At 37.7% G+C, this 23,615-nt stretch carries 19 protein-coding genes and 1 tRNA gene; 13 read left to right on the top strand and 7 right to left on the bottom strand.

What is annotated here, in order from left to right:
- The first annotated feature begins 89 nt into the window (after positions 1 to 89).
- Both ACSZOX_RS18650 and ACSZOX_RS18645 read left to right on the top strand, forming a co-directional pair.
- Positions 90 to 1,025: a WG repeat-containing protein gene (locus ACSZOX_RS18650; RefSeq protein ID WP_437921698.1), complete on the top strand. Its 936-nt coding sequence runs from the start codon at positions 90 to 92 to the stop codon at positions 1,023 to 1,025.
- Between the two features lie 62 nt (positions 1,026 to 1,087).
- Positions 1,088 to 2,551 carry a DUF3943 domain-containing protein gene (locus tag ACSZOX_RS18645; protein ID WP_437921697.1) on the top strand — a complete coding sequence of 488 codons (1,464 nt, stop codon included), beginning with the start codon at positions 1,088 to 1,090 and terminating at the stop codon, positions 2,549 to 2,551.
- Between the two features lie 25 nt (positions 2,552 to 2,576).
- Here ACSZOX_RS18645 and ACSZOX_RS18640 read toward each other — a convergent pair whose 3' ends face one another.
- The 3 genes from ACSZOX_RS18640 to ACSZOX_RS18630 all read right to left on the bottom strand — a co-directional run bounded on the left by ACSZOX_RS18640 (position 2,577) and on the right by ACSZOX_RS18630 (position 4,739).
- Entirely contained in the window at positions 2,577 to 3,137 is a 561-nt protein-coding gene (locus tag ACSZOX_RS18640) for an N-acetyltransferase family protein (protein ID WP_437921696.1), read from the bottom strand.
- Positions 3,138 to 3,251: 114 nt separating this feature from the next.
- A complete protein-coding gene (locus ACSZOX_RS18635; protein WP_437921695.1) occupies positions 3,252 to 4,586 on the bottom strand; it encodes a trigger factor in 1,335 nt (444 codons plus the stop codon).
- 71 nt (positions 4,587 to 4,657) lie between these two features.
- Positions 4,658 to 4,739, bottom strand: a tRNA-Leu gene (locus ACSZOX_RS18630).
- Positions 4,740 to 4,890: 151 nt separating this feature from the next.
- Between ACSZOX_RS18630 and ACSZOX_RS18625 the strand changes: the two genes are divergently transcribed.
- From ACSZOX_RS18625 to ACSZOX_RS18600, 6 genes are all read left to right on the top strand, one after another.
- Positions 4,891 to 5,508: a hypothetical protein gene (locus tag ACSZOX_RS18625; protein ID WP_437921694.1), complete on the top strand. Its 618-nt coding sequence runs from the start codon at positions 4,891 to 4,893 to the stop codon at positions 5,506 to 5,508.
- Positions 5,505 to 5,813 carry a winged helix-turn-helix domain-containing protein gene (locus ACSZOX_RS18620; RefSeq protein WP_437921725.1) on the top strand — a complete coding sequence of 103 codons (309 nt, stop codon included), beginning with the start codon at positions 5,505 to 5,507 and terminating at the stop codon, positions 5,811 to 5,813. The genes ACSZOX_RS18625 and ACSZOX_RS18620 overlap by 4 nt, the downstream gene beginning before the upstream one ends.
- Positions 5,814 to 5,862: 49 nt before the next feature.
- Positions 5,863 to 6,357: a Coq4 family protein gene (locus ACSZOX_RS18615; protein ID WP_437921693.1), complete on the top strand. Its 495-nt coding sequence runs from the start codon at positions 5,863 to 5,865 to the stop codon at positions 6,355 to 6,357.
- A 6-nt stretch (positions 6,358 to 6,363) separates the two neighbouring features.
- Positions 6,364 to 6,747, top strand: a complete 384-nt coding sequence (locus ACSZOX_RS18610; protein ID WP_437921692.1) for an inner membrane CreD family protein — start codon at positions 6,364 to 6,366, stop codon at positions 6,745 to 6,747.
- Entirely contained in the window at positions 6,711 to 7,853 is a 1,143-nt protein-coding gene (gene creD, locus ACSZOX_RS18605) for a cell envelope integrity protein CreD (protein ID WP_437921691.1), read from the top strand. Before ACSZOX_RS18610 ends, creD begins: the two co-directional genes overlap by 37 nt.
- A 126-nt stretch (positions 7,854 to 7,979) precedes the next feature.
- Positions 7,980 to 10,076, top strand: a complete 2,097-nt coding sequence (locus tag ACSZOX_RS18600; protein ID WP_437921690.1) for a S9 family peptidase — start codon at positions 7,980 to 7,982, stop codon at positions 10,074 to 10,076.
- Positions 10,077 to 10,176: 100 nt separating this feature from the next.
- Here ACSZOX_RS18600 and ACSZOX_RS18595 read toward each other — a convergent pair whose 3' ends face one another.
- Positions 10,177 to 11,124, bottom strand: coding sequence for an MlaD family protein (locus ACSZOX_RS18595; protein ID WP_437921689.1), 948 nt, complete (start codon positions 11,122 to 11,124; stop codon positions 10,177 to 10,179).
- 62 nt (positions 11,125 to 11,186) lie between these two features.
- Positions 11,187 to 12,053, bottom strand: coding sequence for an N-acetylmuramoyl-L-alanine amidase family protein (locus tag ACSZOX_RS18590; protein WP_437921688.1), 867 nt, complete (start codon positions 12,051 to 12,053; stop codon positions 11,187 to 11,189).
- Between the two features lie 162 nt (positions 12,054 to 12,215).
- On the opposite strand from ACSZOX_RS18590, the gene ACSZOX_RS18585 reads away from it, so the two are divergent.
- The 3 genes from ACSZOX_RS18585 (at position 12,216) to ACSZOX_RS18575 (ending at position 17,657) form a co-directional block, all read left to right on the top strand.
- Positions 12,216 to 14,867 carry a putative LPS assembly protein LptD gene (locus ACSZOX_RS18585; protein ID WP_437921687.1) on the top strand — a complete coding sequence of 884 codons (2,652 nt, stop codon included), beginning with the start codon at positions 12,216 to 12,218 and terminating at the stop codon, positions 14,865 to 14,867.
- 22 nt (positions 14,868 to 14,889) lie between these two features.
- Positions 14,890 to 16,152, top strand: a complete 1,263-nt coding sequence (locus tag ACSZOX_RS18580) for a competence/damage-inducible protein A (RefSeq protein WP_437921686.1) — start codon at positions 14,890 to 14,892, stop codon at positions 16,150 to 16,152.
- A gap of 98 nt (positions 16,153 to 16,250) precedes the next feature.
- Positions 16,251 to 17,657: a dihydrolipoamide acetyltransferase family protein gene (locus ACSZOX_RS18575; RefSeq protein ID WP_437921685.1), complete on the top strand. Its 1,407-nt coding sequence runs from the start codon at positions 16,251 to 16,253 to the stop codon at positions 17,655 to 17,657.
- Between the two features lie 73 nt (positions 17,658 to 17,730).
- Here the strand turns inward: ACSZOX_RS18575 and ACSZOX_RS18570 are convergent, their stop codons facing one another.
- Complete coding sequence (locus tag ACSZOX_RS18570; RefSeq protein WP_437921684.1) at positions 17,731 to 19,095, bottom strand: MATE family efflux transporter; 1,365 nt, start codon at positions 19,093 to 19,095, stop codon at positions 17,731 to 17,733.
- Between the two features lie 153 nt (positions 19,096 to 19,248).
- On the opposite strand from ACSZOX_RS18570, the gene ACSZOX_RS18565 reads away from it, so the two are divergent.
- Both ACSZOX_RS18565 and ACSZOX_RS18560 read left to right on the top strand, forming a co-directional pair.
- Entirely contained in the window at positions 19,249 to 19,737 is a 489-nt protein-coding gene (locus ACSZOX_RS18565; RefSeq protein WP_437921683.1) for a Sec-independent protein translocase subunit TatA/TatB, read from the top strand.
- Between the two features lie 224 nt (positions 19,738 to 19,961).
- Positions 19,962 to 22,184 (top strand): Tex family protein, encoded by a 2,223-nt coding sequence (locus ACSZOX_RS18560; protein ID WP_437921682.1) that lies wholly within the window; start codon positions 19,962 to 19,964, stop codon positions 22,182 to 22,184.
- Between the two features lie 60 nt (positions 22,185 to 22,244).
- Here ACSZOX_RS18560 and ACSZOX_RS18555 read toward each other — a convergent pair whose 3' ends face one another.
- Entirely contained in the window at positions 22,245 to 23,609 is a 1,365-nt protein-coding gene (locus tag ACSZOX_RS18555) for a RagB/SusD family nutrient uptake outer membrane protein (RefSeq protein ID WP_437921681.1), read from the bottom strand.
- Between the last annotated feature and the right edge of the window lie 6 nt (positions 23,610 to 23,615).

Genomic DNA, 23,615 nt, shown 5'->3' with positions numbered 1-23,615 from the left:
TGTTATGCTACACTGTTGATATAAACAAAATAGAAGCAATGAAGTTTTATTTTTTATTTTTAAAACAGTTCGTATTTTAACGAAAGTCTATGAAACGCTTTTTAATACTATGTATATTTTGTAGTTTGTTGATTAACATATATGGGCAAAATCGCGCCTTGTATTTGTTTGTTACAGCTGATAGCTCATTTCAAGGGATAAAAGACCAAAATGGAGCAATTGTAGTACCTGCGCAATATCCTGTTATCGGTCAATGGGATGCCGGATCGGAAATTAAAGATTCAATTATAGATTTTTATGGTTTACCGCAATCGGCGAAGTTTACTTTCGACTCCATCCGCGTGGGGTATACGTACAATACAACCTTTGATAGGGAAGGGAAAGTGTTGTATCATCCTTTCTTTTTTGACAACGGAGCGGATTACATAGAAGAGGGAGCTAGACGTTTTGTCGATATCAACACGGGTAAGATGGGATTGGTACATCCTTATGGAAAGATACTCATACCCGCTTTATATGACTTTCTAACACCGTTAAATGATGGTTATGTTGAAGCGTATCAGGGTGTAAAACGTAAGATGATGGCTGGAGGAGAAAATTGGTCTATTGCAGCAGATCCCGATAAAGAATATAAAAGAACGGTATTAAGTAAGAAGGGAGAAATTGTAGAAGGAACTGAAGTACCCCTAAATGAAAATACCGTACGTTTTGGTGAAGATTCATTATATTATCCTGAAGTTTATCCTATCGTTGACAATTTTGACAAACAGATACTGGATACTGTACACAACGATTTAGATACGAAATATTTAATTGAACGGTCTTTAAATGCTAAAGCATTTAAAATTATAGAGCGTCCGTCTAAAGTTTTTCCTTATTATGTTATTGGACCCATAGGAGATTTTATCTCGTATTATATACTGGTCGATACAGAATTGAATTTGTATTTCTTTGATTATGTTCAAAGGAAAGTACCTCTGCATATTTATGTCGAGGAGCAGCGTAATGCTCGGGTTGGTAAGTAGCAATATATGGAAGTATTTAATCATTTTCCAAATTAAGTAATATCAAAATTCCTTCGTTTACGATGAGGTTACAGGTCTGTTTTTGGTTGTTGAATTTATTTTTTTACGTAGGCGTATATGCTCAGGGTATTGATACATCTGTCATTATAAATAAGGGAAGTCAATGGAATTATAATGGAAAGACAGAAAATTTTTTCAATACAAATACTGTAAATCGTATCAAGAACTTTCCAGCGGAACCTAAACGGGATAAGAAATTTTTTCGAGCTAGCTCGGAATGGTTTTTAACCCAAGCTTTTCCGGCTCTATTTAATCGGTTTATTACTGAAGATCCATATTCTTATATTTCGTTTAAAAATTTTATCGACCATCAACGAATTTCTGCATGGGATTGGGATGATAATCAATTTACGACTAATCAGATCGATCATCCTTATCATGGGCAATTATACTTCAATGCTTTTCGTAGCAATGGATACAATTTTTACGAGTCCAGTATAGCAACATTTGCGGGAAGTTATATTTGGGAAACGGCAGGAGAGACCCAACATCCATCTATTAATGATTTGGTTAACACAACGTTTGGAGGGATCGTTCTTGGAGAAATGACACATAGGCTCTCTCGACATATTTTAGGAAAAGCTGCACGCAATCGGACGACGTTGGTTTCTAATGAAATTGGGGCTTTTTTTGTGAACCCTGTTAATGGACTGAACCGACTGATTGATGGAAAATGGGGGAAAGCCGATAGCTACAACGCGGCAGATTCTTCTTCTGTTTGGGCGGAAGTTAATCTGGGCGTTAGGAGATTCGATGCTCAGGAGGGAGGGTTGCTAGAAAAGGGAAAGAACGGTTCTTACGGGCGTTTGCGATTGTGGTATAGTAATGGTGTTGATAATATCAAAAGACCTTTCGATCAATTTTATGTCAATCTTGAAGTTGGTAGGGGCGATAGTTCTTTTATTAATGCTGTTAACGTACATGCTTTGCTTTATGGGAATAAATTCTTCGAAAGAGGGAAAGGAATTCATCATGGTGTGCTGAGTGCAAACTATGATTTCTATAATAATGATGCCTTTTTTTATGGAGCTCAAAGCTTAAATTACAGTTGGAATTCTACATTTAATTATAAGAAGACAAATCGGCTAGTCATGAGTCTAGGGATTGGCGCTGTACTATTGGCTGCGGTTCCAGATCCTTATTTATTATATGGTGCAAGTAGAAACTATAATTATGGATCTGGAGCTAGCTACCGATATCGAGGGGAATTAAGTTTGTTAAATAGATTATTGATTACAGGCGATTACAATGGTGGTATTTTTTTTACCATAAGTGGTAATGAATCTTACTATATTCTTCACGCTGCAAGTTTAGAAGCGAGTTTACGTGTAATAAAAAACTTCTCGTTGAATTTCAGTTCTGGATATTTTTCCTTGGAAGGGCATTTTGAAGATGAACAATATCCGGATTTTAATAGAAAATTCCCCTTTGGTAGATTTTCTTTGGGCTACAATGTACGATTTTAGAAGTAACTTTTGAATAGGAAATATTTTAAGATTGGTGCTGCAAATGTTGAAACTCTTTGTTGAATAAATAGACAGTATCGATAGGCTTGAAACCTAAACTGATGTAAAGACTTGTTGCTTTTTGGTTTTCTTTATCCACTAATAGTCCTAAAATTTGCTTATCTTTTTTTACAAAGATATCAATAACATATAGTAAGAGCATTTTTCCGATACCCCTTCCTTGTGCTTTGTTGGAAATTGCTATACTGTCGATGTAAATTTCACCGGCTTGTGTTTCCGCTGGCAACGATAAGCTTCTCTGCAATTTTGTTTCTAGATAGGACAATACAGGTTCTTGTAATAACGGGAGTTTGTGACCAGGATATAAACAAAGTTGTCCGATGATCTCTCCACTTTCTTCTACTACAAAAATGTGTTCATAAGAGTATTGATTATTTGGTAAAGCGATATGATAACGTAGAAATTCTAAGGCTTTTATTTGATTTCTTTCGCCTATGAAGTGATATGTGATTTCCTCCATTGCCATGAGCATGAGCGGTGCTATGGAATAGGCATCTGCGAGTGTGGCTTTCCTAATTTGCAGCATATGATATCAAATGATTAAACTGTATTTGTATTTCTCCTAATGGCAAAGTTTGTTTAGCACAAAGGCTACCCTTTTGAGGTAGCCTTTGTGTATTGTTCTATCTATTACTAAAGACTATTTCTCTAGTTTTTCGAAATCAAGATATTGAATTTCTTCCGCATTCAATGTTACATTTTCTTTTAGATATTCAAAGACTTTTAATGCCTTTGCTTCTTCGAAAAGACGATTTGCTTGTTCTCTATCTTGTAGCAATTGAACAGCAAATTGATTAAGTTGCTCATCTGTCGGCTCTTCATTGATGTTGTACATCTTGATTTGAGCGTAAATACGTTCTTTAGCTAGATTGATTACTTCATCATATTTTACTTCTAAAGAATTTGCAGTGACAACACGGTTTTCAATGATTGTCCACTTCAAATTACTCAAGAAATCAGCAAAACCTTCTTCTAATTCTTCATCAGAAATATTTGGATTTGTTGCTTTTAACCATTTCTTCAAGAATGCTTCTGGAAACTGCACGTCTACTTTATCCATACCGAAAGTATACATATCGTTACGTAGTTTTTGATCCGCATTTTGTTTGAATAAGTTCTCGACTTCTTCTTTTACTTTTGCCTTAAATTCTTCTTCTTTTGTTACTTCACCAGCAGGGAATAATTTGTCGAAAAATTCTTGGTTTAGATCAGACTCTTCCAAACGGTTGATGTTTTTAACCGTTAATTCGAATTTCGTAACATCTAAAGCTGTAGCTTCTTCCTCTGTAATGCTTAAGATACGAGCTAAATCAGCAACTTTGAAAGCTTTTTTAACGTCAATTTTCACTGAATCGTCTTTTTTCAAGCCTACTAAAGACTTCTTAATCTTTGCATCTTCAATGATATCCGTACGTACAGAAGCTGTTTGCTCCAGTCCTTCTTCTTTATCTTGTTTTAGGGTAGCATATAACACATCACCTTCCTCAGATACTTCTGGGTTAGTCATTTTGCCATAGCTGCGGCGTAAGTTTTTAATACGTTCCGCTAATGTTTCCTCATCAGCTTTGATATCATATGCCGTAAAAGCAGTTTCTTTTGTGAAAGGAATTGCAAATTCGGGAGCTAAACCAATTTCATAAGTAAAAGAGAATGTATCTTTGAAATCCCAGTTGTATTGTGCATCAGCATCGCTATCTAAAGGTAATGGTTGTCCTAGAACTTCTAATTTGTTATCACCAATGTATTCCGCGATTTTGTCGTTTACTACCTTATTGATCTCGTCAAATAAAATAGCTTTTCCGTATGTACGTCTGATGTGACCTGTAGGCACCATACCAGGACGGAAGCCAGGTAATTTAGCTTTTTTTGCTTGTTCTTTGATGGCTTTATCTACTGAAGGGTTATAGTCTTCAGGCGCTAATTCTACCTTAATGTTTGCGTTGACGTCGTCAACTTTTTGGTGTGAAATATTCATACTCTCGTTTCGCTTTTACGCATTTTACAAAAAAAATCCTCCCGAGTTATTAAGTTCGGGAGGACATCAAGTGCGGAAGAAGGGACTCGAACCCCCACGCCTTGCGGCGCCAGATCCTAAGTCTGGTGCGGCTACCAATTACGCCACTTCCGCAGTTATTAGGACTTTTATTGTGGCACAAAGATAGAAAGCTAAACGATATCTTGCAAGTCTTTTTTGAATTTATTTTTAAAAAAATATTAATTTTTTTTTCCTCTTGCATAAGTCTTTTATATTCATTTACTTTGAAACTCAAAGTACTTTTATGAATCAGAAAGATTTACTTAGAGAAATAGGCGACATTAAGTCTATGATGGAAAGATCCTCAAAATTCGTTTCGATTTCTGGGCTTTCTGGTGTTCTTATTGGTGTTTATGCATTGATAGGAGCTTCACTGGCATATGTTAAAGTATATGGTTTTGAAAGCGGATTAGATTACAGAGATCATTATGTTTTGGATCAAGATGTATTGTCTTATTTAATTTTAATCGCTCTTACCGTTTTGCTTGTTTCTCTGCTGACAGGTATTGTAATGGCAATACGCAAGGCCAAGCGCGTTAAACAATCGGTGTGGAATTCGACGAGTAAGTCTTTACTGTTTGCCATGGTGGTACCTTTGTTGACAGGAGGATTGTTATCTTCGCTTTTTATAGCAAAGGGATATTACGATCTTATTGCGTCTAGCTTATTGATTTTTTACGGATTGGCGCTCACCGCCGGTGGCGTTTATACATTTAAAGAAGTAAGGTGGCTGGGGCTTTTGGAGATTATGCTTGGCATATTTGCATTGTCTTTTCCAGGATATGGCCTCTGGTTCTGGGTGATGGGATTTGGCTTTTTGCATATTATTTATGGTTTTATTGTTTATAAGAAATACGAATAAAAGTGGCGTTGGATTTTTCGTTGTATGATAAAGTTTTTGAAAACAGAATTCGTTTGCAAGTAATGAGTGTATTGATGGCAAATGAAGAATATGACTTTAGTTCATTAAAAGATCTACTGGAATTGACTGATGGGAATTTGGCGTCAAATCTTAAGACATTGGAAAAGGAAGGATATATAAGTGTCGAAAAAAGTTTTGTAGACCGTAAACCAAATACACGCTATAAGAGAACTGAAAAAGGGAAGAAAGCCTTTGAAAATCACGTTAAAGCACTGGAAAATTTAATAAGACAACAGTATAAATAATTTTTTTGTTTTACAACTTTGAAATTCAAAGTACTTTTTATTACATAATATGGAGAAAATGAGATTGATAGTGATGATTCGTTTATATGAATGGTCATCTCGTGTCTACGCCCACCTATTCAAATGGAATAAGCAACCATGGGGGCTTAAAAAATCAGATTTATTGGAATTTGAGCGAGGTAGTCTGGGACATGCATTAGGTGAATTTTATAAAGAAAATGGGTTTGATATTATGCCTAAACTCGAAAACCATGATGCTTTTCATGTATTGACGGGAATTGGTACTGACATCAAAGATGAGATTGCTATGCAGTATTTGTTACTCGGGAATGGGAAGCGGAGTTTGTATCTGTTCGCCATGGTTTTTATTGGCTCAATGCTTTATCCTGAGCATTTCAAATATTTTTTAGCCTCATTTCGCAAAGGGAAACAATGCCAACCATTTTATGCTTTAGAGTTTAGATATCTTTTGGACTATTCCCTTGAAACCTTAAAAGGAATGCTAATGCATTCGCACGTATTACAGTATACCTTGTCAAAATAAATAAAAATGGAAAATTCGAATCAAACAAATAATCCTCAAAATGAGGTAAGCCCATCCGCCCTAGAAAAATTACTCAGCTCAGTTGCTTTACGGATATTGATCATGTTTATATTACTCCTTTTACTCTTGATTCCGATGAATTGGGTAAATGAGTTGATTGTAGAACGAAGTGATCGGCAGCGAACGGTAACTGCTGAAATAGCAAGTAAGTGGGGAGAAGCACAGGTTGTTTCTGGCCCCGTGCTATGTATTCCGTACTTATTTAATAAAATAATTAATACAACGGATGATAAAGGAAAACCAAAAGTAGAAACATCGTATGAAAAGGATTATTTGTTTCTGGCCGCTAGGATATGTCAATTCACTCTGAAGTTAATCCACGTTTGCTAAAGCGAGGTATTTACCAAACGGTTGTATATAACTCGAAACTGGGGATTAAGGGAGACTTTAGTGATGTAGACTTTTCTAAACTGGAAATAAAGTCGGAAGATTTACAATGGGAGAGCGCGAAATTACTTGTAGGACTTAGCGATCTTAAAGGTTTGAAAACAGCACCTAAATTGAAAAGAAAGGAGGGGGATTTATCTTTTAGAGTAAGTGATAGTGATCTCAATTTGTTTGAAGAAACGATGGTTGTTGATGTTGATTTGTCTTCAAAGTCGACTCGCTTTGCTTTTGATGTTGAGATTGACGTTCGTGGCTCGAAATCTCTATATATTTTTCCCACCGCGGAGGAAACGGCAATGACTATTTCTGGGGCTTGGGCTAATCCTAGTTTCGATGGTGGTTTCCTTCCAGAACATAGAACGGTTCGCGACACATCTTTTGAAGCAAGTTGGCGTATCTCAGGCTTTAGCCGGAAATTTCCACAACAGTGGACCGGGATTAAGACGAAGTTGTATGATATCGTTAATAGCGATTGGGACGAAGGGAATATGGAGGCATCTACTGTAGCAGCAACAGTGCCAGTTAAGGATGGTTCACCATTGTCTTTAGGACAATTGTCTACGCAAAAAGATATGATACAAGTTAATTTTTTAGAATCGGTGAACAACTACCAAAAAACAACTCGTGTTGCTAAATACGGAGTATTGATGATATTATTGACTTTCACAGCGTTATTTTTTACAGAGATTCTGAAGAAACAACGTATTCATTTTATACAATATGTTTTGATAGGTTGCGGTATGATCTTGTTTTATTCTTTGCTATTGGCCGTTGGTGAACATGTAGGTTTTGATGGGGCTTACTTTATAGCTGGATTAGCAACGATTACATTGATAACCTCTTTTGTCTACGCAATAACACGAAACAAAAAGATGATTTACCTATTCAGTGCATTACTTCTTTTATTTTATTCTTTTATATATCTATTGATGCAATTACAGGATTTATCGCTTCTGGTAGGTACAGTGGGAATTTTTGTTACTTTGGCTGTTCTTATGAAACTCTCTACGAAAGTTCAATGGAGTCAATTCGAAATAAAATCAAAGTGATATGGATATCTCGTTATTTCTGTTTCGAATACGCTTATGGATTACGTTGTTTCTGATTCTCCGAGGTCGGTGATTTCTGTATAGGCGTTACATTTATTAACTTGCACAGGATAAAACAACAATTGTATGAATAAAGTTTCTATATTGGCTTGTGCTTTGCTCGCAACTATTCAATCTTTTGCGCAGGACACAGGAGATCAGCGAGTAAATCGTGCATTGATAAAAAATAAGGTATATCATTTGGAAAAAAATGTGTTAACTCCAGAGAAGTTATGGGAACTGGGACGAGTATCTGCTGAGGGATTATCTTCAGATGGTAAATTTTTGATTTACGGTGTGTCCAATTATTCTTTTGGAGAGAATAAGTCTGAGAAAAATCTTTTTGTAGCTCCTGTTGATGGAGGACAGGAACCGATTCAATTCACTACCGAAGCAGGAGGAGAATCTGTTGTTCAGATCCGAGCGGATGGAATAGTAGTTTATCTTTTCAAAGGACAATTATGGTCAAAATCAATTTCTGGAGGTGAATCAAAACAATTAACAGACATTGAAGGCGGGCTAGAAAATGTAAAAATATCGCCAGATGGTAAATATATTCTTTTTAGTAAGGCTGTATTAATCAATAAGTACCACAGTGTTGACAAGTACGAAGATTTGCCAAAGTCGAATGTGTATATTTATGATGATTTAGATTATAGGCATTGGGATACTTTCAATGACGGACGTTTTAATCATCCTTTTATTGCTTCATATGACAACGGCCAAATCGGAGTGCCTATTGACGTATTGAAGGATGAGCCATTTTATAGTCCACAAATGCCTTTTGGTGGTGCTGAGGATTTTACATGGTCTCCAGATAGTAAGGCTATTCTTTATGTGTGTAAGAAATTATTTGGTAAGGAGTATGCACAAAGTACCAATACCGATATATACCGATATGACTTAGCGACAAAAACAACTGTGAATATCACACAGGGCATGGATGGTTACGATACGAATCCATCCTATAGTCCGGTTGGCGGAAAACTTGCATGGCTAAGCATGAAAACTAACGGATATGAAGCTGATAAAAATGATCTGATCGTCTATGATAAAAATTCCTCAACACGAATTAATTTAACAGAAAAGTGGGATGGCACAGTGAATTCGTATATATGGAGCAAAGATGGGCGGAAGCTTTTTTTTACGGCGCCAACGAAAGGTACGGTACAGCTTTTTTCTGTTGAAATATCAAAAGATCCTAAGAAATCAGAAGCGAAAATTACTCAATTGAGTGAAGGACTGTTCGATATTGGCGATTTGATTGGAGAGGTAGAAAATGGCTTGGTTGTTTCATCTACAACGTTAACACATGCTGCGGAAATCTATGTCTATAACTTGAAGAAGAAATCTCTGATAGCTGTTACTAATGTAAATGATAAAGCATTTGCGAGTTTTGCAGAATCGAAAGTAGAAGGACGCTTTACTAAAGCTTCTGACGGAGCGGATCTTTTTTCGTGGGTGATATATCCGCCTGATTTCGATCCAACAAAGAAATATCCAACATTGCTCTTTTGCCAAGGAGGACCGCAATCTGCAACAACTTTAGGTTATTCTTTCCGTTGGAATTTTCAATTAATGGCTGCTCAAGGTTACATTGTCATTTTGCCAAATCGCCGTGGAATGCCAGGTTGGGGGGTGAAATGGAATCAAGACATAAGCAAAGATTGGGGAGGTCAGGCAATACAAGATTACCTTTCTGCCATTGATGATTTAGCGAAGGAGTCTTATGTGGATAAGGAGCGAATAGCTGCGGTAGGAGCTAGTTATGGCGGGTATTCTGTCTTTATGTTGGCAGGTGTACACAATGGTCGGTTTAAATCTTTAATATCGCATTGTGGGCTTTTTGATATGACTTCGTGGTATGGAACTACAGAGGAACTGTTTTTTGCCAACTATGATCTTGGTGGACCTTATTGGGATAAGCGAAATGAAAAAACATATACAGCTTATAACCCTATAAATTATGTAGATAAGTGGGATACACCTATTCTTATATTCCAGGGAGGGAAAGATTTTCGTGTGCCAATTGGGCAAGGTTTGGAAGCTTTTCAGGCAGCACAATTGAAAAATATAAAAAGTAGATTAGTCTATTTACCAGAAGAAAATCATTGGGTTCTTTCTGGACAAAATGCACAAGTATGGCAGCGCGAATTTTTTAGATGGTTAAAGGAAACCTTGTAGTATCATTATGTCTAGTCGTAGATTGGTTGCCTATCAGAACTAATCTAAAAAATAAAAAGTCCATCATTTGATGGACTTTTTATTTTTTAGATGTATCGCTTTATTTCGTGTCTTTTTTTCCAAAAATACTTAAGCGGATATATTTGCCAGGTCGTTCTTTGACGTCTTTTATCAATCCATCTAATTCTGAAGAAGCACTATTCAGATTATTATATAAATTCTCATCATTTATCAATAAACCTATTGAACCTTCGCCATTGTTGATCTTTGTCGTAATCTCTTGTACATCTTTCATAGCTCGGTTAGCATTGTCGATTGTCGCTTTGATTTCTGTTTTGGAGAGGTCATCAGACAAATTATCTAGGTTGGCAAGTATATTGTTGATCTTATCGTTATTATTCTTGAAGTTATTTGTGATGGACTCTAAGTTTTGCATAATTTTAGCTAAGCGTACTTTTTCAGATCCCATAAGTCCCTCCACATCACTTGTAATGCGCTCCATGTTGTTGAGAGAAATGGAAATACTATGAAGACTATTTTTAAAGTCTCTCTGGAATTCATCGTCTAGCGCGGTGTTCACAGCAGAAAGGACAGAATCTAACTTAACAACTAGATTTTCTACTTTTTTCTGCAGGGGTTCTACTTTTTCTAAGAGATTGGCTTGCACATCAGAAAGAAGAGGATCTCCATCTTTTGCCATCGTGGTACTATTCCCTAATTCGAATACAATAGCTTTGCTTCCCAGTAAATCTGCACTTACGATACGTGCAACCGAATTTGAAGGGATATTGTATTCATTCTTAATTTTGAAATGAGTACGTATTTTCCCATTTTCTAGCAGATCCATTTTAGACACGCGACCTATTTGGTAGCCATTTACAACGACAGGCTTCGAAACTGTTAGACCATCTACGTTGTCGTAATCGGTATAAAACTCATTTTCACTACTGAAAACATCGTTTCCTTTTAGAAAGTTATATCCTATAAATAATAATGCTAAAGCAGCTGCGGTGATGATACCTACTTTTGTTTCGTTAGATATTTTCAAAATATGACCTGAATAATGTTTAATTTTCCTATGCAATTACAACAAACTAATGTACTAAAAGTTTATCGTTCTACGGCAGTTTTGTATGATTTTATTGCGTTGAATAGATTTGTTACAATTTCATTTTGACCGTTACTAGATAGCATATAATCTTCTTCATCAGGGCTACTGATAAAACCTATTTCCGTTAGTACCGATGGCATTCCTGCTGTTGCTAATACCGCCAACGACAGCTCCTGTACTCCACGGTTACCTCTTGATGATTTTACATATTCATCTTGCATATTTGAGGCTAGTTTGATACTTTCTCTACGATATTGATTTTTCATAAGTTGAAAAACAATCATACTCGACGGATCTTTTGGATCAAATCCACCATAATTTTCTTTGTAGTTTTCTTCTAAAAGGATTGATGCGTTTTCGCGGATAGCCACATCTTGACTTCCTAGTCTATTAAAACCACAAACGAAAGTTTCAGTGCCACGGACGGAAGGGTTCTTTACAGTCGTTGTGACGTATCGTCCTTTTTTGTTTTTTACACGTCTATCAGAGTCCGCAGAGTTACAATGTATAGAGATGAATAGATCCGCTTTATTATTGTTCGCGACTGCTGGTCTTTCATATAGAGGAATGAAAACATCGGTTTTGCGGGTAAATATCACGCGTACCCCTGGAATCTCATCTTCTAGCTTCTTTCCCAATTTTAATGCAACACTTAGCGCAACGTCTTTCTCGTTTGATTGTCTTCCCCTAGCACCATAGTCATGTCCCCCATGTCCTGCGTCTAGTACAATAGTGCGTACACGCTGTATGCTGCTATGTGGTTCTTGTTTGGGAGATAGGGAGAGGGTAAGGCATAATGTAAAAATCGTTATAACAAATAGACTTAGTTTCTTTACTGTTAAATTTACTGTTAAATTTCTCGTCATGTGTATAAAATCCTAGTATATCTTCGTTAATTTACGGTACAAAAATAGCGTAAAATTTATTTTCTTTAATCGTGGGTGCTAGTCACGCTTTCTAAATGTTTTTTGACTATTTTTGCCGAAATAAAGTTTAAATTAAAACAAAAATAACATTCATATTTAACATTGAAGGCGTTAACTTGTATTTTCTCTACCATTTTGTTGCTGTGCATAGTTGTTTACACTTCTTTTGCACAGGCCGTTCAGCCTTCGCAAGCCAATAATTCTAACGCTCAGGATACTACTTTAATTGTAGCAGATAGCACAAATAATCATTTAAAGGCTACTGGTGGTAAAGATACAGTCGTTATGAAAGATCAGGATGGCTTGGAGACGGTTGTAACAATTGTAGCAAATGATTCTTCGTGGAATCAAGTTAATAAAAATATTCTTCACTTGTACAACGGAGCGAAAGTAAAGTATCAGGAGTTTGAGCTCTCTGCGGATTATATACGTCTAGATCGGAATACGAATGAACTTTTTGCAAGTGGTGTTGTCGACCATAATGGGAAGTATGTTGGTCGACCTGTCGTTATTTTTCCAGGAGATACGCCGAAATCTGTCGACTCACTGGTTTACGATTACAAAACTAGAGAGGGGAATACCTACGGTATTATGACCGAGCAAGATGGTGCTTATATACAAGCTAAGATTGTAAGAAAAAACTTGTACGATGAATTGTCTCTAAAGACAGGTATGTACAGTACATGTAATCTGCCATATCCACATACGCATTTTGGTATACAATTTACAAAAGGGTTGATGGCTGGTAAACATATTATCGTCGGTCCTTCTTATCTGGTTGTGGAGAATATTCCCATCAAATTTCTAGCCATCCCATTTGGTTTTTTTCCAAGACAAAATAAACGCTCGTCAGGATTTTTGTTCCCTTCTTTTGGAGAGGATGCTACCAGGGGATTCGCCTTACGTGATATAGGATGGTATCTTGCTTTTAATGATTATTGGGATTCTGAGATACGGGCTAGTATCTATTCTAAGGGATCTTGGGAAGGGAATGTTAAAACAAATTACCTGGTAAATTACAAATATAGCGGCGGATTTAATATCCGTTATGCTGCCACAAAAACAGGAGTAGAAGGTACTTCAAATTATGGTACCAATAAAGATTTTAATGTAACTTGGAATCATACACAGCGACAGGAAGCAAACCCGGGAACATCTTTCTCAGCTTCTGTCAATGTCGGTACGAGTTCATATTTTCAAAATACGGGCTTCAATCAAGCAAATAGTATTCAGGACTTGACCCGAAATAATATGTCGTCTTCCATTTCTTATGGAAAGGTGTTTGCAGACGGTAAAGTAAACTTCACTTCGAGTTTAAGCCATCGTCAAGATATGACTTCCGGACAGGTCGATTTGGAGTTGCCTACTTTTAGTTTGAACGTCTCTACATTTAATCCATTTGATTCCAAAAATCGCGTTGGAGAACAAAAATGGTATCAAAGGATAACCGTTGGATATAGTCTTCAAGGTCGTAACAGCATCTCTACAGGAGATTCTGTATTATTTAAGAAGGAGTCTTTGAATAATTTTACAAATGGTTTTCAGCATAGTATTCCTATTGCCCTTAGTTTAAATGCATTTAAATATTTCCAATTTAATACTTCTGTCAATTATACCGAACGTTGGTATTTACAAACTATCCGCAAAAGGTTAGTGAATGAGGTAAATGGTTTTTCAGAAGTTCGCGATACAGTGCAGGGATTCTCTAGGGCATATGACTATTCAATGTCTTCTGGTCTTTCTACGAAAATCTACGGGATGTATCCGAAAATGGGAAAGGTAGAAGCTATTCGCCACGTCATTACGCCTTCTGTCAATCTAAATTATCGTCCGGACTTTTCGGATGCTCGATACGGATTCTATAGAGAATTTGTAAACTCAAGCGGTACTTTGGAAAAGTATTCGATTTTCGAGAGTGGTATATATGGAACTCCAAGTGCAGGGAAGTCCATGGGTATAGGGTTTTCCGTCGATAATAATATTGAAGCGAAGGTTAGAACAGAGAATGATACTACAGGCAAAGGTTTTAAGAAAATTAAAATTTTGCAGGGTCTGACCTTTAGTGGGAACTACAACTTCATGGCTGATTCTTTGAAGTTATCTACCATCAGTTTCTCTGGACGTACGGCATTATTCAACGAAAAAATTAATCTAAATTTTAACGGAACTTTAGATCCATATGTTGTCAACGAGAATGGCGTACGTGTAGACCGATTCGCATTGCAAGATGGAAAACTAGCCCGACTTACTAATTTCGGTTTGTCTTTTGATTATAGTCTAAATCCCAACGCCAATAAAAGCAGAAATAATAATATTGATTCCTTAAAGAATCAAATGCCTAACATGACGAAGGAGCAAGCTGAAGCATTGGCGCGTATCAGTACAGATCCAAATGCATTTGTTGATTTTAATATTCCATGGAATTTGAATGGATCTTTCAGTATGAACTATAGTAAGTCGTGGAACAGCACAACACGTCAGATGCTAAATACCATTACTGCAACTGTAAATTTGAACGGCGATTTTAATGTTACTCCCAAATGGAAAGTGCAGTTCAATACGGGCTATGATTTCCGAAATCAAGCACTCTCCCTAACACGTTTCAGTATTTATCGGGATCTCCATTGTTGGGATATTTCGATGGGATGGACTCCTTTCGGACAATATAAAAGTTATAATATTACCATTCGTGCTAAAGCCTCCGTATTACAAGACTTGAAGTTAACGAAACGAGAAAGTCACTACAGCTATTAGTACCCGTTTTAAATTTCCTTTTATGCAAGCAGAAATTATTACCATAGGTGACGAAATTCTGAATGGACAGATCGTAGATACAAACTCTGCATGGATTGCTCAGCGATTAGCAACGCTCTCTATCCCTATTGTTCAAATTTCTTCTATAGCCGACAGAAAGCCAGCTATTGTTGGCGCATTGAAAGATGCAGAGGGAAGAGCCGATGTTATCATCGTTACAGGTGGTCTAGGGCCAACAAAAGATGATGTCACAAAAACAACTATTGCGGAATATTTCCAGACACATTTAATACGAGATCCCCAAGTTTTGTCCCATGTCCAGCATTTGTTTGAACGTTCTGGGCATAAAGACATGCCGGAAATAAATAAACAACAAGCTGACGTTCTCGCCGGCGCAGAAGTATTATTTAATGATGTCGGTACTGCGCCTGGGATGGCCATTAAGAAGGACGGCAGATATTATGCGTTTTTACCTGGAGTACCTTTTGAAATGAAATTCCTGATAGAAAACAGGGTGCTGCCATTTCTTACTACTACAACACAAGGTATATTTATTCACAATGAGCATATTTTAACAATAGGTATCGGAGAATCTCATTTAGCTAGACGGATTGCCGATATTGAAGAGGAAATGCCTGATTATATTAAACTTGCTTATCTCCCCAAGTTGGGGTTAGTCCGTTTGAGATTGACTGCAAAGGGAATAGACAAACATTCGATTATTAATGAAACGCAGCAGTTCGCAAAGCGAATCATCGAACGTTTGGAAGATCATGTTGTGGTAACGGAAGATCTCTCTTTTGAAGAAGTTATTGTGAGGGAATTCACACGTGAAAGCAGGAAAGTGGCTACAGCAGAAAGCTGTACTGGAGGGCAAATTGCAGCGAGTTTAACTGCTGTTGCTGGTGCAAGTCGTATGTTTGAGGGGGCTATAGTGGCCTATGCTAATAAGGTCAAGACCGATGTTTTAGGCGTCGATGCAGTTATATTGGAAGACTATGGAGCTGTCAGTGAGGCTACGGTCAAGGCGATGGCGGAAGGTGCAAAAAGAAGATTAAATACCGACTATGCTATTGCAACAAGTGGTATTGCTGGACCAACCGGTGCGACCGAAACTAAACCCGTCGGTATGGTTTGTGTAGCTGTAGCCGGGTTGCGGGAGACTAAGGTGAATACTTTCTATTTTAAAAATGATCGCGCTATTAACATTGAAAGAGCGAGTGTAGCGGGGTTGACTATGTTGTGGAATTTATTTGTGAAAGAAAAAAGCGATATTTTAAAATAATATTTCGTTTTATAGGTTTATTAAAATATTATATTTCATTTATACTAAATTAGTAGATTATATGTTAATTTAGTAAATCATTGAACGAACTAAATCTTATGGGTATATATAAATTGGTACTTCCGAAAATGGGAGAAAGCGTTTCTGAAGCTACCATCACCAAATGGGTTAAAGGAGTAGGAGATCTAATAAACGAGGATGAAGCTGTCGTTGAAATTGCCACGGACAAAGTAGACTCAGATGTGCCTTCTCCGGTCGTTGGTAAATTGTCAAAGATATTATTTGAGGAGAATCAAGTCGTTCAGGTTGGTGAGGTAATAGCGCTCATTGAAATCGAAGGAGAAGGAGATCAGGAGTTTAAAGAACCTCCGCAGAATACGGAATCTATTTCGTCTCTGGAAAAAACTGAAAAAGTCATTCCTCCACCTGTTGAAAATCCGATAGAAGACAGCCCTAAGGAAATAGAAGAACGTCTTATTGAGGATACGATACCCGGAACAGAACTCTTGAACAGGGAATCTGTAGAGAAAACAGTGCTGCATTCTGGACAACGTTTCTATTCTCCACTTGTTAAAAATATCGCTCAAGAAGAAGGATTAAGCCAACAGGAATTGGATGGTATACAAGGAACTGGCGGAGATGGGCGTGTCACAAAACAAGATATTTTAGATTATCTAGCTCAACGAGAGGTTAAGTCTAAAGAACCAAACGTCAATGTGGTTACGGCTGTGAACAACACATGTGTGACGAAAGAAACTGATACAACGAAATCCACTACTAAAGTCTTACTAGATGGGGGGGACGAGCTAATCGAAATGGATCGTATGCGCAGGCTAATTGCGGATCACATGCTACATAGTGTGAAAACTTCACCACATGTAGCATCCTTTGTGGAAGCTGATGTAACTAGCTTAGTAAATTGGCGGAATAAGGTAAAAGACGGTTATAAGAAACGTGAGGGAGAGAATATGACCTTCACTCCAATTTTTATTGAAGCTATAAGCAAGGCGCTTAAAGATTTTCCTATGGTGAATGTATCTGTTGACGGACACCGGATTATTAAGCGCAAGCATATTAACATCGGGATGGCTACAGCTCTTCCTTCGGGAAACCTTATTGTACCTGTGATAAAGAATGCAGATGAGCTTAGTTTAGTTGGATTAAGTAAGGTTGTCAATGATTTAGCGGGACGTTCACGCTCTAATAAATTAAAGCCTGATGATACGCAGGGGGGAACTTTTACGTTTTCTAATATTGGTGCTTTTGGTAATATTATGGGAGTTCCTATCATAAATCAGCCTCAAGCTGCTATATTGGCGGTGGGCACAATTAAAAAGCGACCTGCTGTTTTGGAAACTGAACATGGTGATGTTATTGCTATCCGCCACATTATGTATCTCTCTATGTCCTATGATCATCGTGTCATTGACGGGGCACTTGGAGGTACTTTCTTAAAGCGAGTTGCCGATTATTTGGAAAATTGGGATATGAATCGTGAGATATAAAAACATAAAAGCAGCGATAATAGTCGCTGCTTTTATGTTTTAAGAAAATTCCTTTTCATTATCGCATAAATTTTTATGCTACGTTTAATTTCTTCTTTTGAATAACTTTTCGATAGCGGAGAAAGAGTAATAAAGATGATGTTAGCAATCCCAATGTAAGACCGTACCATACACCCTGAACACCTAAGTTTAAATAAATACCAAGTAAGTAAGCTGAAGGTATGCCTATAATCCAGTAAGCAACAAAAGTTATTAATGTAGGAATATTTACATCGCCCATCCCTCGAAGGACACCTAATCCAACGACTTGCGTGCCATCAAATAATTGGAAAAGACCTGCAATGATCAACAGTTGAGCAGATATACGAATAACTGCGTCATCATTACTTATGATCTGTGGTAGATATTGGTTGAAAATGGCAAATATTAATGCGCAGATGACCATAAAGGTAAGTACAAGATGGTAGGAGACGGTAGCGAACTTTTGAACACGATCGATATTGAGTTTACCGTAATTGTTCCCTACTTTTATTGTCGCAGATGAGGCTATTCCACTGGCCATCATATAGGTCATGGCGGCGAGTGTAATGGCAACTTGATGGCTGGCTTGTTCTACGGCTCCAATTTTACCAGCGATTAAGGAAGCTACTGCAAATGCTCCAACTTCAAACATATATTGCAACGCTACAGGCATGCCAATTTTAAATATACTTTTTATAGCGCTCATGTCAATATGGAACACCTTGAAATGGCTTGCGTAACTTTTAAAAGTCTTTGAGCGTAAGACATAAGTAGACATAGCAATTGTCATTAATATCCGATCTATTAATGTTGCATACCCTACTCCAACGATACCCATTGGTTTTATTCCGAAAAGTCCCTTGACAAAAATGATTGCCAAAATTACGTTTAATACGTTGCCCCAAATCGTTATGTTCATCGCCTGTTTGGTAAAGCCTAATCCCTCGGCAAATTGTTTGAAAGTATTAAACACCATCAATGGGATAATAGATAACATTAAGATGAGAAGATACGGCTTTGCTGTATCGACCACACGTGGATCTTGATCCATATGTTGTATCGCATACATGGAACCGAAATTTACAATAAAGAATAGCAAAAAGGCTGTAACAACATTTAACCATAAACTGTTTGAAAGTAGTTTTCCGCAATTTTGCTTGTCACCTTTCCCGTTTGCTTGAGCAATCAATGGCGTTAAGCCATAAGATACTCCGATTCCAATTACCATGACAACGATAAAAACGGAGTGGACCAAGGATACTGCCGCTAGTGGTATTGTTCCGGCGAATTTTCCGACGATTATTGTATCCGCTGTTTGAACTAATGTTTGGCCGAGTTGCGAGATAACCACAGGAGCAGCTAGTGCGAAAGCACTCCGATAGAAATGTTTGTTTTGCTGATAAAAATTATATAACATAGAAGCGACAAAGATAGGTAAATAGGCGATAAGCCGCTGTTATCTTAATATTAATCTTAAAATGTTACTAAATATTTACAGCAAAAATTTTGAGGAAAAGTAAATTTAGACTTACCTTAGTCCACTGTTTAAGTTAAAAATAAAAAGAAGAAAATGGCTTTAGGATTTTTAAATATTGGTACGCAAGAGATGGTGCTTATTGTCATCGTCATTCTATTATTATTTGGAGGAAAGAAACTTCCAGAATTAGCGCGGGGTTTAGGTAAAGGTATCCGGGAATTTAAAGATGCTTCAGAGGGGATAAAGCGAGAGATTTCTGATCAAATTAATAATTTTGAGAAGGATCTAGACGTAACTGATGTTGATAAACCTCAAGTCGAGAAACAAGATCAAAATCATACTCCATCAGAACAAGAAGTTCAGCCAATCGAAGAAGAACCCGTACTGTCTCAAAAGGAAGAAGAGAAGAAACCTCTTCCACAATTTACAAAACCAGAGAATACTTATCAGCATAATCCAGGACAGCAGTCTAGCGACTCTGATGAAGAGCATTACAAACAGGGGTATAACGATCATTTTGCAAGCAATAACAGTGGTGATGCACAGCATTCTGGAAATGATGATGCGACCAAGAAAGTATAAACTTATTTCATAATAATTCACAGGATAAGATCCTAATGTAAAGGATTAAGGAGACCTCCTTTTCTGTCTTTAATCATAAATACCAGATAGAGATAATGTATGAAGCAATCTACCATAGAGGGGTAGATTGCTTTTGTTTCTAAATTCCTATCAATTTTATTGTTGACAAGAAGCCGAGAGACTTTTTTCTTATACTAGGCGACTTCTATTTTTTAAATTTTTATATGGCATACGAAATTATTATTTCGAAGGAATTGGGTATCAGTAGTCGGCAGGTGGCTACCACAATGGGCTTGTTGGATGAGGGAGCAACTATTCCATTTATAGCACGTTATCGAAAAGAACTTACAGGAAGTCTAGATGAAGTTCAAATTTCTTCTATTCGCGACCGTGTTCAACAATTGCGTGAACTAGATAAAAGAAAGGAAGCCGTTTTGAAGTCGATAACGGAACAAGGTAAGCTTACACCCGAGCTAGAAACACTCATTAAATCGGCAGAGACAATGGCAATATTAGAAGATATCTATTTGCCATTTAAACCTAAACGTAAAACACGTGCTTCCGTTGCGCGCGAGAAAGGATTACAACCTTTGGCCGATGCTTTGTTAGGGCAAGGGGGAATCGATATAGCTGCTCTTGCTGAGGATTACGTTGATTTAGAAAAGGGAGTCGAGACTTGGGATGCAGCGTTGGCAGGTGCTCGCGATATTATTGCTGAGCAAATTTCTGAAGATGCTGAGGTAAGAGCTCGTACCCGCAAGATATTTCTTGAACAGGGATCTTTTGTGGCTCGGGTGGTACCTGGTAAGGAGCAGCAGGCACTGAAATACAAAGACTATTTTGAATGGTCTGAGTCCCTGAAAGATGCTCCTTCACATCGTGTTCTTGCGATGCGCCGCGGTGAAAAAGAAGAAATGCTTTATTTAGATGTAACTGTTCAAGAAGAACAAGTAACACCTACAATAGAAAAAATATATATCAAGGCGAACAACGAAGCCTCCGAGCAGGTGAAACAAGCATTGTTAGATAGTTACAAAAGATTACTTAAGCCTTCAATGGAAACCGAGATACGGGTTCTGACAAGGCAAAGAGCCGATGAGGAAGCAATACGCGTATTTGCAGATAATGTGCGACAATTACTGCTTGCTGCTCCGCTCGGTCAGCGACGTCTTCTTGCTATTGACCCAGGATTCCGCACTGGATGTAAAACAGTAGTATTAGACCCTCAGGGGACATTATTAGAAAATACGGCGATTTTTCCACATACCGGTGCGGGAGGATTGGTGGAAGCTGAGAAAACGGTGCGACACCTTGTCGCAAAACATCAGATTGAAGCTATCGCTGTCGGTAATGGAACAGCAGGACGAGAAACCGAAGATTTCGTAAGGAAATTGAATTTAGATAACGTGACTATTGTGATGGTTAATGAATCTGGTGCCTCCATTTACTCTGCTTCAGAAGTAGCGCGAGAAGAATTTCCAGAATATGATGTGACAGTTCGTGGAGCGGTATCAATAGGTAGAAGATTGATGGATCCACTAGCTGAATTGGTGAAAATAGACCCGAAATCTATCGGTGTGGGACAGTATCAACACGACGTTGATCAGAATAAATTACAGATAGCCTTGGATGATACGGTTATTTCTTGTGTAAATGCTGTAGGTGTGGAGCTGAATACAGCTTCCAAACAAGTACTTGCTTATGTGTCTGGATTAGGACCTTCTTTGGCGCAACAGATTGTAAATTACAGAACGGCAAATGGGCCATTTAAATCAAGGCAAGAATTGAAAAAAGTACCGCGTTTAGGAGAAAAAGCATTTGAACAGGCTGCAGGATTTCTTCGCATTAGAAAAGGCGAACATCCTTTAGATGCGTCGGCCGTACATCCAGAACGTTATGCACTTGTTGAAGAAATGGCCAAAGATGTCAATGCGAAAGTGGAAGATCTTTTAGTAGATGATAAGTTACGAAAGGAGATCGATTTAAGGAAGTATGTCTCTGAAAAGGTTGGACTTCCAACGTTAAATGATATTCTTGCAGAACTGGCTAAGCCTGGACGAGATCCGCGTGAACAGTTTGAGGAATTTAAATTTACAGATGGAGTAAACAATATTTCGGATTTAAGAATAGGAATGAAATTGCCGGGTATTGTTACAAATATTACCAATTTTGGTGCATTCGTAGATATAGGAGTACATCAAGATGGTTTGGTACATCTTAGCCAATTGGCGAATCGTTATGTTTCGGATCCACATGAAGTAGTTAAGGTGCAGCAGAAAGTGACGGTCACAGTAACGGAAATTGATGAACGAAGAAATAGAATAGGATTGACTATGAAAACGGAGGAAAAACGCCCGGTAGCGAAGAGAGAAAAAAGAGAACGTTCTTCTTCACCGGAAACTGATATGGCGTCGAAGTTAGCCGCTTTAGCTAGTAAATTCAAATAAATGGAATAAAAGCGTCTCTATATAAAATCCATATAGAGACGCTTCTCTTTGTTTCTATATTTAATACCCTGGGTTCTGTTCCAACTGTGCGTTTAATAGTCGTTGAGCCGACGGTATTGGATAAAAGAAGTAATTCTCACTACTTAGTGATTCATACTTTTCTAATGCAAGACCTGTTCTACAGAAATCAAACCATGTTTCTCCTTCGAAAATTAACTCCCTCTCTTTTTCTTCTTGAACGAATTGAATGAAGTCGTCTACACTAGTGAAGGTGTCTATTGCTTTGCTTACACCAGCTCTAGAAAGAACTAAATTAAGAGAGTTATAGGCTTCCTGAGATATACTATTGCTCGAACGTGCCTTAGCTTCGGCATGAATTAATAATAATTCTGCAAGTCGGATCAGCGGTAAGTTTTGACTCGCAGGATTGAAATTTGGAAATTTTCCCATGTAATACCTGTTGTTAGATCCACTAACAATAGCGACGTCTCGACGCTTATCGGTACTTTCATAAATGTCCGCAACGCTCGCATCTTTCACGTAGAATAGCATACTGGCATTGTCATTACTAACAGAAGCTAATGGGTTGGTAGTTTGATCATCAAATTGTAGTTCGAAAATGGATTCTGCTGTATTTTGTGTCCCCCATATGCTTCCATAATCAGTTACCAGCTGAAAGGCTCCTGATGATATTACTTCCTCTGCTGTTGATGCCGCTAACGAGTAGTCATTCGTAATTGCAGCTTGATAGAGATAAACTTTAGCTAATAAAGCCTGCGAAGCGGCTTTGGTAGCACGGCCCTTTGTCGCGTCTGTTGACTCGTGTGATTCAGGAAGTTCGCTTACACTTTCTGTAAGATCTTTCACAATCTGTTCATACACAACAGCGGGATCCGCTTGTGGAATAGCTAAATCTTCGTTTTCCTCCGTCGCCGTGAGCTTTAGTGGAACACGATTAAAGGCACGAACGAGGAAAAAATAGCTTAAAGCCCTTACAAACTTTGCTTCGCCAACAAATTGATTTTTCTTTTCTTCTGAAATGTTTGTGCCTTCCATTGCCGGAACCCGTTGAATAATATTATTCGCGGCATTTATTGTCGCATACACACCTTGCCACACATTAGCTATCCAAGGATTAATCGCCGTGACCTGATGTGTCTTAAAGTTTTCATATTCTGGATACGATGCAGAATGGGATACATGGCCCGCGGAAAACTCAGGCACGATAATCATTGTTTGACCAAAGGTGAACGAACTTGTCATTGTTCTGTACATACCGATTACCCCTGCATTTGCATTCTCTTGTGACGTAAAGAAATCTTCATTATTATATTGGTGTAGGGGTTCCTTGTCTAAAAAGCTGTCACAAGACGAAAAAGTGATAATCAGTAAAAAGAGATACAAAAATTTATATATGCTTTTCATAAAATA

The organism is Sphingobacterium sp. LRF_L2, assembly GCF_965644235.1.
Lineage (GTDB): Bacteria > Bacteroidota > Bacteroidia > Sphingobacteriales > Sphingobacteriaceae > Sphingobacterium.
The sequence above is the reverse complement of the archived record's forward strand: the minus strand, read 5'-3'. Positions and strand labels throughout refer to the sequence as shown.